Here is a 12,833-nt window from a genome sequence, read left to right as displayed (position 1 = left end):
TGTTTATACCTCAACTTTCTTTTTATTTTTAGTTCTCTTAAAAGACCGGTTTCGATTCACCACATAAAGAATGAGAATTACGAATAGAAAGACAATAATACCTTTAATCGTATTCGCAAGCGCTGCATTAGAAACGAGATACTGTAACAACGCGTTGCTATTCGTAAAGATAATCAGTCCTCCTACGCATACCGCCAATACATTGACAGGAAGTATACGTACGAGAAAAGCTGAAATAGGAGCAGCAATCATGCCACCCACACTTAATGCGATGACTAAGCCCCAATTAATTTGGCTCACGCCTAAAAAGATAATAAAGCTTAATGAGGCGGAAATTGTGACGAAAAACTCACTCGCAGAAACCGTTCCAATCGCATAACGTGGTTCCAGTTTCTTACTTGAGAGAAGTAGTGGTGTATTGACGGGACCCCAACCGCCACCACCTATCGAATCTAATATTCCTGCAATTAAGCCTTGCGGAATAATTAAGAAACTGTTTATCTTTCCGACTTTGTGTCCTTCGGATGGGTGATTTCTTTTAAATAAGAATTGGTACAAGATATAGAATCCCATCAAGAGCAAGAATGTCGCAATAAAGGGCTTGATGTTATCGCCTTTAATATGTGTGAGAAAGGCTGCACCTAGAAACGCGGCAATCGCTCCTGGAACCGCGAGTTTAATCATCGTCGGTTTATGGACGTTCTTAAATTTTAGATGAGACGTTCCGGATGCTGCTGTCGTAGCTATTTCTGAAAAGTGTACGGTTGCTGAGACGATGGCTGGAGTTATACCAAACGTTAATAATATAGAGGATGAGGAAGCACCGAACCCCATGCCTAAGGAGCCATCAATCAATTGTGCTACGAAGCCCGCTAAGGCAAATATTAGTAATTTCCGCATATCCTTTCCGCCCCCAGTTCTTAATTAAGTTAATCTATCAAGATAATGAAGCATTTCTTGTTGTTGCATCTGTGAGAAATATTCTTCTGAAAGCAGAGATTTCAATAAACTTTGCTTTTCTGAAGCGCTGAGCGAAGTATGTTTCACTTTGATTCGACACTGGTTAAGAAAGTCTATATAACTTTCATATGATTCGTCATACTTCGTCTCTAATTCTTTCTTTATCTGTTTCGTTAATTGTGGACTTGCTCCGTTTGTTGAGACGCTTAACGTCAACTTGCCTCTGTGAATGATACTTGGAAACGTAGCATTGCCCGCTTCTGCATTACTCGCTACATTCACTAAAGCAGAGCTTGACGCTTCACGACTAATCGAATCGTTTAACTCGGAATTATCTGTAGCAATGATGATGAAATCTGCATTTTGTATATCATTGCTTCGGTAGCGGCGCGCCTGCCAATGAATCGTTCCCTGTTCTATCAAAGCGCGAATATCTTCATGTACCTCTGGAGTGATAACAGTAATGTTATGGGTATAGCGTACTACGACGTTAATGCGTCGTGCAGCCACCTTTCCGCCTCCGATTACAACTACGTCTTTATTATGCAAATCAACCATAATTGGCATGTGAGATGTCATCTTTTATACCTCTCTTTATTGTTCTACATTAGTTCACTTTGTATTTACTACTAGTGTACTAATTTAACGTAACAGATGGTATGTTTTTAGCTAATGACATCTCCTTAAACCAACTGATCTTGTCTCGTAAGTTCACTACTTCACCTACGATAATCATCGCAGGATTCTGAATGTCTTGCGCTTTAGTTACGATATCAGTTAAAGTCCCTACCACAGTCTCTTGTTGTGATGTGGTACCTAAACGAACGAGAGCGACTGGTGTGTCAGCAGCACGTCCGTTGTTGACCAACATCTGACAAATATAGGATAACTTTCTAACTCCCATATAGACACATAACGTTTCAGGTCCTTGAGCGAGATGTTCCCAGTGGATATTCTCCTCGATATCATCCTTAGTCACTGCTGTAACGAAAGCGACAGAAGAACTATAGTCACGATGGGTAACTGGTATACCAGCATAAGCTGGTGCTGCGATACCTGAAGTAATGCCTGGTACAATTTCGAAATCGATATTGTTCTGTGCTAACACTTCCGCTTCTTCTCCTCCACGACCAAAGACGAAAGGATCGCCGCCTTTTAAGCGTGTAATCGTATGATCTTTTTTCGCTAAAGCAACCATCGTCTTGTTCGTTTCAGATTGTGGTAAAGAATGTCGATTAGGATCTTTACCACAGTAGAGAAACTTCGTATTCGGTTTAGCATACTCGAGAATTTCTCTATTTACTAATCGGTCATAAAGAATGACATCAGATTGTTGAATTGCTTTTAAAGCTTTAATCGTTAATAAGTCAGGATCTCCAGGTCCAGCACCTACAAGAAACACTTTGCCCATCGTCTCACCACTTTTCTATTTAATATTTTTATGGAAGTCTGTACCATCTTCAGTCTTCTCAACGATACCTGCACGGATAACGTAATCGCCGAAGTGTTCACCTTCCATCTTCTCTTTACCGTAATCAACAAGAATAGGTCGAAGGCTGTCGAGAATTTCTTTCTCATTAATATTCTCTTTAAACAATTTGCTGAGTCGATCACCTTTAAAGCCACCACCAAGATATAAGTTATACTTACCTGGCGCTTTACCTACTAAACCGATTTCAGCTAAGGCTGGTCTTGCACATCCATTTGGACAACCTGTAATACGGATTGTAATTTCTTCGTCGTCGATATTCGCTTCATCGAGTAAGTCTTCCATTTTATCTAGTAATGATGGAAGGTAACGCTCAGACTCAGCCATCGCTAAGCCACATGTTGGGAAGGCTACACATGACATCGCGTTACGTCTTAAACCAGAATAATGCTTGCCATCAGTCAGACCATATTTATCAATAATTTCTTGAATCGTATCTTTATCTTCTGGCTTAACGTCAGAAATCACTAAGTTCTGGTTAGGTGTAAGTCTGAAATAACCTTTGTGTTTATGCGCAATTTCTTTGATTGCAGTCTTTAACTTGTAATCTTCTGTATCTTTCACACGACCACTGAGGATAAATAAGGTATAGTGGTACATTCCTTTACCTTCAACCCATCCAAGTTGATCTCCGTTGTCTTCAAATTCGAAGTCTCTTGGTTCTTCCATGTTCCAACCAAGACGTTCGTTAATCATGTCTACAACAATGTCGACACCTAAACGGTCGATAGTATATTTAAAACGTGCTTGTTTACGATCTTCACGATCACCATAATCACGTTGTACTGTGACAATCTTTTCGCAGACATCGATGATTTCTTCTTTAGGCACGTAACCAACGAGTTTACCAATTTGAGGATACGTATGTTCTTCACCGTGTGTCATACCCATTCCGCCGCCAATAAGCACGTTGAATCCGACGAGTTGTTCGTTCTCAACGATAGCGATGAGTCCAATATCTTGTGAGTACACATCAATATCATTAGACGGTGGTACAGCGATACCAATTTTAAATTTACGAGGTAAATACGTCTTACCATAAATCGGTTCTACCTCTTCACTTTCATCTTTAGAATTGGCAACTTTCTCGCCATCTAACCAAATTTCGTGATACGCACCTGTTTTAGGTGTCATGTGATTACTGATATCATTTGCGAGTTGGTTCACTTCTTCATGAACATCAGACTGATTTGGATTAGAGTTACACATCACGTTACGATTGACGTCCCCACACGCCGCAATCGAATCGAGACATGCTTTATTTAAGCCTTGCATTGAGTTTTTCAAATTATGCTTTAACACACCATGGAATTGGAATGTTTGTCTTGTTGTAAGTTTCAAAGTCCCGTTCGCATAGTTGTCAGCAATTTCGTCCATGGCTAACCATTGATCTGTTGTCGCTGTGCCTCCTGGGAGACGAACACGAATCATAAACATATAAGCGGGTTCAAGCTTTTGTTTACGACGTTCATCACGTAAATCACGATCATCTTGTTGGTAAGTACCATGGAATTTCGTGAGCTGAGTATCATCTTTAGATATGGAACCAGTTAAAGGATCATTAAGACCTTCTACAATGGTTCCACGTAGAAAGTTACTGTCATATTTAAGCTTTTCATTGGGATGTAGAACTTCAAAGTTCTCTTCCCCTACTTCAGCTTTAGTCTTAACCATGAAATCTATCCTTTCCTTTAGTATATGTCCCGTTGATATTTCTTATCGCGTTTGAGTTGTTTTAAGAATTCTTCTGAGTCATCTTCGGAAATCTGACGCTCTTGACTGATGACTTGTTTAATCGCTTCATGTACATCTTTAGCCATATATTTCTCGTCGCCACAGACATAAATAGAAGCGCCACGTTCTAACCATTCATTAAATAACTTCGCGTTCTCTTTAATCTTATGTTGCACGTACACCTTATCGTCAGTATCTCTTGAGAAAGCGACATCCATACGTTCTAAATAACCATCTTCAAGCCAAGATTGCCACTCTGTTTGATACAAGAAGTCTGTTCTAAAGTGCTGATTACCGAAGAACAACCATGTGTTGCCTTCTAATTCAAGTTCTTCTCTTTCTTGCATATAGGATCTAAACGGTGCAACACCTGTCCCTGGTCCAATCATAATGACTGGCGTCTCTTCATCTTTAGGAAACTTAAAATTAGGATTATGTTTGAGATAAATCGGTACTGTATCACCTGGTTCTATACGCTCAGCAAGTTGTATAGAACATACACCTGAACGATCACGTCCGTGTGCTTGGTAACGAACTGCGCCAACAGTAATATGCACTTCATCTGGTGCAGCTTGATAACTGCTAGCGATAGAATACTCACGTGGCGGCAATTTACGTAACATACCATATAAATCATCTGGCTTGAGTCCGTCAGGTTTAAAGTCTTGAATTAAATCGATTAAATCTCGACCATCAATATAAGATTTAATCCAGTCAGAGTCTGTCTCTTTCTTGGCAAGTTCATCGTTATTGAAGAGTGTAGCTGCTTTCTGAACTAACGGTTTAGTTAATCTTGTGATTTCGAAATGACGTGTTAAAGCATCTTGTAATGTCATCTTATCTTCGTCTTCATTAATCACGATGTCTTGTTCTGGATCCCATTCTAGCGTTTCAATGAGTTGCTTAACGAGTTTAGGATCATTCTCAGGAAGTACGACTAAGCAATCGCCTGGTTCGTATTCTTCGTTGAAATCTTCTAACAATAATTCAATATGTCTTGTTTCTTTCGCTGAACCGCGTCCATTGAGATTAATATTCTCTAATACTTCTGCATAGAAAGGATTGGCTTTAGAATGTTTTTGTTGCTTCTCAGATTGAATAGTTTCACTCACGACTTCTTCAGCTTGAGCCGTGCTCCCCGTTTCTTCGTTTAGCGCGTCTATAACTTTCGCAATCCATTTCTCAGCATCTTCGTCATAATCAACGTCACAGTCGATACGTTCATAAAGTCTTTCTGCACCTAATTCTTCAAGTTTCGCATCGAAGTCTTTACCAGTTTGACAGAAATGATCGTACGATTGATCCCCTAACGCAAGCACTGAGAATCTTACACCTTCGAGTTTCGGCGCTTTGCGTCCATGTAAGAATTCATGAAGTTCAATCGCATTGTCTGGTGGATCCCCTTCACCATGTGTAGCTGTCACAATAAATAAGTCTTCAACCTTTTTAATATTACGTGGCTTGATTTCATCCATACCTTTGACTTCCACGGTATGACCTAGCCCTTGTAGACGTTCGCCAAACATTTCAGCTACACCTTGCGCGTTTCCTGTCTCTGAACCATAGAGAACAGTGATATCTCGTGCTTTCGGTTGCGCAACATTACTTTGCGCTGAGCCTGATGGAAGATTTGCGGCGCTGTCATTTGATGTAGCACCATCCATCGCTTCACCAGTCGTTGATCCGCTTATGTGTTGCGTTGCAGTAATGTACCCGCTGAACCACATCTTCTGTTCTGGTGTTAAAGATGCAAGTAATTCATTGGCTTTCGCTGCTTGTTCTTCAGTTAACGGACTGTTCGTCACATTTAAGTTCACTCAATGACACCTCTTATCTGCTATTTGTAGTAAAATTATTACAATTTAAGTTCGTAATTTATGTAGGATAGGAATACTGCCTTCCATTTCTAGAAAGCAATATATTCCTATCGCTAAACTAGGGATTGTGGTTAAAAAATCTTACCCTATTAAGGTTTGGTTGTGTGTAAACCACATTCTGTCTTACCAAAGTTGGACCATCTACCTGCACGTGGGTCGTCAGAATTAAATACTTGAGACGTACAAGGTATGCAGCCAATACTTGGATAATTATGATCATGTAGCTCATTGTAAGGAAGATCTTTCGATTTAATATAATCCCACACTTCGTCTTCTTCCCAATAAATCAATGGGCACACTTTGATAGATTTAAAACGTTCATCTTTATTTACGAAGTCAGTATTTGCACGTGTAGGTGATTGCGCACGACGCAAACCAGAAATCCATGCTACTGCACCTGAAAGTTCTTCTTCGAGTGGCTTAATCTTACGGATATAGCAACATTGGTTAGGATCTTTCTTCCATAATGCAGCGCCATATTCTTCAGATTGTTGTTCGAGTGTGAGTTCTGGTTTCTTCATCTTGATACGTAACTCTGGATATTTCTCTTGAACACGGTCGATTAAATCGTACGTTTCTTGAAAGTGTAAATCTGTATCTAGAAAGACGATTTGTGCATTAGGTTTAACTTTGTAAATTAAATCTATAAGCACCATGCTTTCGGCACCGAAACTGCATGAATAAACGATGTCATTACCATAAGTGTCATATGCCCATTTCAACACATGGTATGCACCTTTCGTCTCGTCATCTGGCTCGAAATCTTTGAACGGGTCAGATGTGAAGTTATCATAAGTAATTACTTCTTCACTCATATTATAATGTTACCCCCTAACATTACGAGACCTATTCCATCCAACTCTTATCAACTTTGTCGGAATTATATGTTAATAAGGTAACCATTTTTTAATAGTAAGTCAAGCTTTTTTCTGAATATTACTAATAGATAGCGTCTTTTTATTTTCTCTAATCATTGCGATATCGCCGTTCAAAATAATTTGTAGAATTTTACACCTATAAAAGCGAGTTGTTTTTTCTACTCAATATAAAAGCCTGCGAGTTAGACTACCCGCAGACTTACCTATTATATAATTCAGTTTAAAACTTATAAGGTTGATCTTCTTGTTGATTATCTTCTTCACTTTTCTTAGGAGAAAAAGTCGAAGTACTTTCACTTTCTTCTTCATTTTGATTAGATTGAGGCGTTTGCTTTTCATTTGTAGTACTATTTTCATGTACAGTATTTGAATACTGAGAGTCAGCATACGACTGTTGAGTTCGTTCGTTATATAAATTATTCTTTTCATCGTTAATCGTAACAAGTAGTAGAATACCTGATATAAGCCAAAGCGCTCCGGTAATAACAGCTGAACTCAATAAACCCAAACCACCAATAACAATAAGCATTATTCCAGCTGGCTTATCTTTCTTACCTATCCACGCTGTAGCAAGCATACTAACGACTAAACTTATAATAAAGAAGACAAATCCAATGCCTAAAAAGAAATTAAAAACTAATAAACCTGCAGCATCTTCATCATCCATTACACTTGCATTATACATTGAAGTGACATTAATAAATATCCAAAAGAGTATCAAAAGAATAAGCGCTAATATTTTCAGACCATTTCCAATCCATGCTAAAGTTCTAACAGTTGTCCGATTCATCTCGTTCACTCCTTTACTCTGTCATACTTAGATTATAATAAAAAATTACCATTTCAATATTATAAATAATTACTTTTAGAATTTTATACTTGTTGATAGTTTTTTTGATAACTGGCATACATCATAAGCATGCTAGCATTAAACCTGATGTGCTAATAACAATGTATAAATCGTATCTAAGTACGGTGTATTGAGGTTATGCACCCGCGCCTTTTCATAGATATAACCCTGAATGTAATCGACTTCGAGCGTCTTTCTATCCTTGATGTCGTAGTACATGCTTGTCCCCATTTCGTCAGGATAGCCATCGTAAATATGCATTATGTCATCAATGAACGTTGTTTCAAATTGAATGCCTTCTGCTTGTGCAACTTGAAGACCATCGTTAATTAAATTTCTAACTAATTCACGCATCCCATTTACTTTTAACACGCGCGCCGTATCGTGACCTAAAGCAGTTACTGAATTGATGCCTAGATTTACCAATAATTTATACCAAATAGTCGTTTCAATATTGTCTTCAAGTTCTATATGCAATCCACTTCCATCAAGCTCACGTTTCAACTGTTGGGTGGACTTATCTCTTTGTAGATGTAGTATTTCGTCTCGGAAATGCGTGACTGTATTACCATCTTTCTGTCCACTGATATACACCACTGCTTGATAGATATGCTTGATTGGTAAACGATTCAAATCTCGGTAACCGTTCTGTGCTAAGATAACGATGCTATTGTCATCTATTAGTTGTGCAAGATCAGGCATTACAGCATCCAATTGATGCGCTTTTACTGTGACAAACAGCACATCAAAGGGAGCTTCTACTTTCTTAATATCCGTTACTTCAAGTGAAGTACATGGCTGATTATTCCCTGGGTCATATTCAACACTTTTATCTGAACGGCCAAGCAACTGAACCTCGTTATCAGCCTGGGCAAGCTCATACGCAATTGTTGTCCCTACCGCACCTGGTCCTACTACTCCGTATCGAGTCATCTCAACTTTCCTTTCCTTATAAAATTACCTATACTAATGGTAAGTATAGCAAATATGGGGAGGGCTTAAATTGAAACGATTAAAAGATTTAATGACTATGAAAGAAGAAAAAGAGAAAATCACCATGGTTACGGCCTATGACTATCCTAGTGCGAAACAAGCAGAAGAAGCTGGGTTAGATACCATATTAGTCGGTGATTCTCTCGGCATGACTGTTCTAGGATATGAAAGTACGGTTCAAGTGACACTTGCCGACATGATTCACCATGCACGTGCCGTACGACGCGGTGCACCCAACACATTTATGGTCGTCGATATTCCATTTGGAGAAGTTGGCGTAAGTGAATCTTATGATATTCAACAAGCAGTGAAGTTATATAGAGAAACTGATGCCAATGCGATTAAAGCTGAAGGTGCACATCTTACTGATTTTATTAAAAATGTAACGCGTATGGGTATTCCTGTCGTTTCTCATCTCGGTTTAACACCACAAAGTGTCGGTGTTACGGGATATAAACTTCAAGCTGGTACAAAAGAGGCAGCGCAACAACTGATTAAAGATACTCAAGCAGTAGAACAAGCTGGTGCAATCATGCTGGTACTTGAAGCAATCCCTAGTGATCTGGCTAAAGTGATTAGCGAAACAGTAACCATTCCAGTGATAGGTATTGGTGCTGGTCGTCATACTGATGGTCAAGTGTTGGTCTATCACGATATCTTACAATATGGTACAGATTACAAACCTAAATTTGTGAAACCGTATGCCGACTTCTCTATCGGTGTGCCGGCACTTACACAATACCGCGAAGAAGTGAAATCTCAAGCGTTTCCTTCTGATGAGCATACGTATAAGAAACAAATTATGAGCGAGGTAGAAGATCATGACTAAATGTATTACTACAGTTAAAGAAATGCAGTCGTTAACCTCCCAATTTAAACGTGAGGGTCAATCTATTGGTTTCGTTCCTACTATGGGTGCGCTCCATGATGGGCACCTCACAATGATGCGTCACTCTAGCGCCGAAAACGATATCTCAATTATTAGCGTCTTCGTTAACCCGCTTCAATTTGGCCCCAACGAAGATTACGAAGCTTATCCGAGACAGATAGAGCAAGACACACAAGCTGCAAGTAGCGCCGGTGTCGATTACGTTTTTGCTCCAAGTGTCGACGAAATGTACCCCAACACGTTAGGAATTACTTTGAAAGTCGGTCGCATGGCTGAAGTACTTGAGGGTGCACAACGTCCGGGTCACTTCGAAGGTGTAGTGACGGTTGTTAATAAACTTTTTAATATTATTCAACCTGACCACGCTTATTTCGGCAAAAAGGATGCGCAACAACTTGCGATTGTAGAGAAGATGGTTCAAGACTTTAATCATCCTATTGAAATTCGTGGCATTGATATCGTTCGTGAAGACGATGGTTTAGCTAAAAGTTCTCGAAACGTCTATCTAACTGAACACGAACGTCAAGAAGCTGTTCATCTGTCCAAAAGTCTAGCACTCGCCAAAGAAATGTATGATGATGGCGAAAGACAAAGTGCTCATATCATCAAAGCTGTAACAGATTATCTCCACGATCATACAAGTGGCGAAGTTCAAGAAGTGGCCGTTTATAGTTATCCAGAATTAGAGGAACAAGAAGTAATCAATGGACAAATCTTTATCTCACTTGCTGTGAAATTCTCGAAAGCCCGCTTAATAGACAATATTATAATTTAGTACTATAGGCAGGGTTCCATGCTTCGGAATTCTGCCGAAATTTTTTCTATCTTTATGTATCACTTTGCAATCCTTTTTAGTATTTCTCACTGTCCTTAGTTTAGCCATTTTAAAAATAACAAAAAACTGCCAGCAAGCTTTGAAGACCTGCTGACAGTTATAAAAATTCAAGTAAGATATTTAATTATCTCTCTGGCTTATTCTTCATCTTTCTTATCTTTACGACGTCTACCGAATAAGAAGATCGCGCCAAGTGCTGCGAATAATGTACCAAAGATTGTACCTTTGTTAGATTCGCTGTTACCTGTATCTGGTAAATCAACTTCATCTTGATTGTCACTTTGAGCTACGTGGTTATCTCCCACAACTACTGATGTTGTATTTGAAGTATGACCACTTGCATCTTGTTCAACCACTTGTACAGTGTCACCGTTATTAAAATGCGTGTTTGCTGGTACAGTGATATTCCAAGTTCCATCATTATTCACTGTTGTCGTAGCAGTTGAACCGTCTGGGAACGTCGCAATGATTGTATTACCTGGCGTAGCATTCTGACCAGAAATACCGTGATCATGTTGACCTATTGGATTAACTGCAGGTGCTGCTGGTTGGTTAGCGTTCGTTGAGTTAGAACCAGTGTTGTTATGATGGGCTGGTTGACCTGTATTGTTACCAGCTGAAGGGTTGCCGTTATTAGAACCATTATTGTTACCACCGTTATTCGTTGATGGATCTGCAGGTTGGTCACCTGAGCCACTATTGCCTGGATCCATATTGTTACCTTCTTGAACTGTTACTTCAGCTAAATCTGATGTGTTACCGTCTTTGTCTGTCGCTGTAACAGTTACTGTATCTCCTGGCTTCAAGTTCACATTGCTTGGAACATCAATAATATAGTTTCCTTGATCATCTGCAGTACCAGTAGCTGTTGTGCCATCTGGGAATGTCACAGTCACTGTTGAGCCCGGTTCTGCATGGCCAGAAATTTGTGTATCGCCATGATGGATGTCATTAATAGTCGGAGTTGTTGGTGCTGTTGTATCTGCAACGGTTACAGACGTTGGGTTAGAAGTGTTTCCATCTTTATCTGTCGCAGTCACTGATACTGTTTCGCCACCGTTAAGTTTAACGTTATCTGGAATTTCAATTGTGTAATTACCATCATCATCGGCTGTTCCAGTAGCTGTTGTGCCGTCTGGGAACGTCACTGTGACTGTTGAACCTGGTTCGGCATTTCCTGTGATTGCTTTATCAGTACTGTTCACTCCATTAACCGTAGGCTCAGTAGGTGCTGTTGTATCAGTTACAGTCGTTGTGGCTGCATCTGAAGTGTTGCCTGCTTTATCTGTTGCAGTAACTTCAAGTTCTTCGCCCCCATTAAGTGTCTGAGGTAATTCGATAGTGTAATTACCATTGTCGTCTGCTGTTCCTGTAACTTTTGTACCATCAGGTAACGTTACCGTCACTGTTGAGCCTGGTTCCGCTGTACCAGATACTGAATTATCGCTACTAGTTACATCATTAATTGTTGGCGTGTCAGGTGCTGTTGTATCTTTAACAGTTTGTTTAGTTTCTCCTGAGACGTTGCCATCTTTGTCAGTAGCTGTAATTGTTACTTCTTCGCCGCCCTGTAAATCTTTTGGTAAGTCGATTTCGTAATTACCATTGTCGTCTGCTGTTCCTGTGATTGGGTCGTGACCTGGAATGTTTACAGTAATCGTTGAGCCTGGTTCTGCCTTACCTTTAACTGATGGGCTTTCGCTTGTAATCTCATCAGCTGTTGGCGCGTCTGGTGCTGTCTTGTCTGATACTGTTGTTGTCGCTTTGTCTGAAGTATTACCTGCTTTGTCTTTCGCAGTTACTTCGAGTTCTTCTCCACCTTGAAGGTCGACATCGTCAGGAATTTTAACAATGTAGTTTCCGTCGTCGTCCGCTGTTCCTGTTGATGTTGTGCCGTCCGGGAATTTAACTGTAACTGTTGAACCTGGTTCGGCTGTACCTGTAACTTCTTTATCTGTGCTGTTTACACCTTTAACTGATGGTTTGTTTGGTGCTGTCGCGTCAGTTACTGTTTTCTTAGTTTCTCCTGAAACGTTGCCGTCTTTGTCTTTAGCTGTAACAGTAATTTCTTCGCCACCTTCTAAGTCTTTCGGTAAGTCGATGCTGTAATTACCATCATCATCAGCTTTACCTGTGATTGGATCATGACCTGGAATGTTTACAGTGACTTCTGAGCCAGGTTCTGCTTTACCTTTAATAGCGTCATCTTCACTATTTACGTCTTCAGCTGTTGGTGCGTCTGGTGCTGTCTTGTCAGCTACAGTTGTTGTTGCTTTATCTGAAGTATTGCCTGCTTTGTCTGTCGCAGTTACTTCAAGTTCTTCTCCA

At 39.8% G+C, this 12,833-nt stretch carries 11 protein-coding genes; 2 read left to right on the top strand and 9 right to left on the bottom strand.

Annotated features, from left to right (window positions below; all coding sequences use genetic code 11):
• Nucleotides 1-3: 3 nt before the first annotated feature.
• The 8 genes from HMPREF2802_RS08395 to HMPREF2802_RS08360 form a co-directional block, all read right to left on the bottom strand.
• The gene (locus tag HMPREF2802_RS08395) at nucleotides 4-900 is read right to left on the bottom strand and encodes a sulfite exporter TauE/SafE family protein (protein WP_002472641.1); all 897 of its coding nucleotides are present in this window, start codon (nucleotides 898-900) and stop codon (nucleotides 4-6) included.
• Nucleotides 901-924: 24 nt separating this feature from the next.
• Nucleotides 925-1,539, bottom strand: coding sequence for an NAD(P)-binding protein (locus tag HMPREF2802_RS08390; protein ID WP_070503610.1), 615 nt, complete (start codon nucleotides 1,537-1,539; stop codon nucleotides 925-927).
• Between the two features lie 58 nt (nucleotides 1,540-1,597).
• Nucleotides 1,598-2,371: a uroporphyrinogen-III C-methyltransferase gene (cobA, locus tag HMPREF2802_RS08385; protein WP_070503608.1), complete on the bottom strand. Its 774-nt coding sequence runs from the start codon at nucleotides 2,369-2,371 to the stop codon at nucleotides 1,598-1,600.
• A 15-nt stretch (nucleotides 2,372-2,386) separates the two neighbouring features.
• A complete protein-coding gene (locus tag HMPREF2802_RS08380; RefSeq protein ID WP_070503606.1) occupies nucleotides 2,387-4,123 on the bottom strand; it encodes an NADPH-dependent assimilatory sulfite reductase hemoprotein subunit in 1,737 nt (578 codons plus the stop codon).
• A gap of 17 nt (nucleotides 4,124-4,140) precedes the next feature.
• Nucleotides 4,141-6,000 carry an assimilatory sulfite reductase (NADPH) flavoprotein subunit gene (locus tag HMPREF2802_RS08375; RefSeq protein ID WP_070503604.1) on the bottom strand — a complete coding sequence of 620 codons (1,860 nt, stop codon included), beginning with the start codon at nucleotides 5,998-6,000 and terminating at the stop codon, nucleotides 4,141-4,143.
• A 149-nt stretch (nucleotides 6,001-6,149) separates the two neighbouring features.
• The gene (locus HMPREF2802_RS08370) at nucleotides 6,150-6,875 is read right to left on the bottom strand and encodes a phosphoadenylyl-sulfate reductase (protein ID WP_002472657.1); all 726 of its coding nucleotides are present in this window, start codon (nucleotides 6,873-6,875) and stop codon (nucleotides 6,150-6,152) included.
• A 283-nt stretch (nucleotides 6,876-7,158) separates the two neighbouring features.
• A complete protein-coding gene (locus tag HMPREF2802_RS08365) occupies nucleotides 7,159-7,728 on the bottom strand; it encodes a DUF4064 domain-containing protein (protein ID WP_070503602.1) in 570 nt (189 codons plus the stop codon).
• A 138-nt stretch (nucleotides 7,729-7,866) separates the two neighbouring features.
• The gene (locus tag HMPREF2802_RS08360) at nucleotides 7,867-8,721 is read right to left on the bottom strand and encodes an oxidoreductase (RefSeq protein ID WP_070503601.1); all 855 of its coding nucleotides are present in this window, start codon (nucleotides 8,719-8,721) and stop codon (nucleotides 7,867-7,869) included.
• A gap of 70 nt (nucleotides 8,722-8,791) precedes the next feature.
• Between HMPREF2802_RS08360 and panB the strand changes: the two genes are divergently transcribed.
• Both panB and panC read left to right on the top strand, forming a co-directional pair.
• Entirely contained in the window at nucleotides 8,792-9,610 is an 819-nt protein-coding gene (gene panB / locus HMPREF2802_RS08355) for a 3-methyl-2-oxobutanoate hydroxymethyltransferase (RefSeq protein ID WP_070503599.1), read from the top strand.
• Entirely contained in the window at nucleotides 9,603-10,445 is an 843-nt protein-coding gene (gene panC, locus HMPREF2802_RS08350) for a pantoate--beta-alanine ligase (protein ID WP_070503597.1), read from the top strand. Before panB ends, panC begins: the two co-directional genes overlap by 8 nt.
• Before the next feature lie 197 nt (nucleotides 10,446-10,642).
• Here the strand turns inward: panC and HMPREF2802_RS08345 are convergent.
• On the bottom strand, nucleotides 10,643-12,833 hold a 2,191-nt coding region (locus HMPREF2802_RS08345; RefSeq protein ID WP_141746388.1), incomplete at its 5' end, for an Ig-like domain-containing protein.

This window comes from Staphylococcus sp. HMSC071G07, from assembly GCF_001811435.1.
In the GTDB taxonomy this organism is placed as follows: domain Bacteria; phylum Bacillota; class Bacilli; order Staphylococcales; family Staphylococcaceae; genus Staphylococcus; species Staphylococcus pettenkoferi.
The sequence above is the reverse complement of the archived record's forward strand: the minus strand, read 5'-3'. Positions and strand labels throughout refer to the sequence as shown.

Bases quoted from the DNA above. Each gene is read 5' to 3' on its own strand.
- HMPREF2802_RS08395 (WP_002472641.1), bottom strand. From the start codon at position 900: ATGCGGAAATTACTAATATTTGCCTTAGCGGGCTTCGTAGCACAATTG.
- HMPREF2802_RS08390 (WP_070503610.1), bottom strand. From the start codon at position 1,539: ATGACATCTCACATGCCAATTATGGTTGATTTGCATAATAAAGACGTA.
- cobA (WP_070503608.1), bottom strand. From the start codon at position 2,371: ATGGGCAAAGTGTTTCTTGTAGGTGCTGGACCTGGAGATCCTGACTTA.
- HMPREF2802_RS08380 (WP_070503606.1), bottom strand. From the start codon at position 4,123: ATGGTTAAGACTAAAGCTGAAGTAGGGGAAGAGAACTTTGAAGTTCTA.
- HMPREF2802_RS08370 (WP_002472657.1), bottom strand. From the start codon at position 6,875: ATGAGTGAAGAAGTAATTACTTATGATAACTTCACATCTGACCCGTTC.
- HMPREF2802_RS08365 (WP_070503602.1), bottom strand. From the start codon at position 7,728: ATGAATCGGACAACTGTTAGAACTTTAGCATGGATTGGAAATGGTCTG.
- HMPREF2802_RS08360 (WP_070503601.1), bottom strand. From the start codon at position 8,721: ATGACTCGATACGGAGTAGTAGGACCAGGTGCGGTAGGGACAACAATT.
- panC (WP_070503597.1), top strand. From the start codon at position 9,603: ATGACTAAATGTATTACTACAGTTAAAGAAATGCAGTCGTTAACCTCC.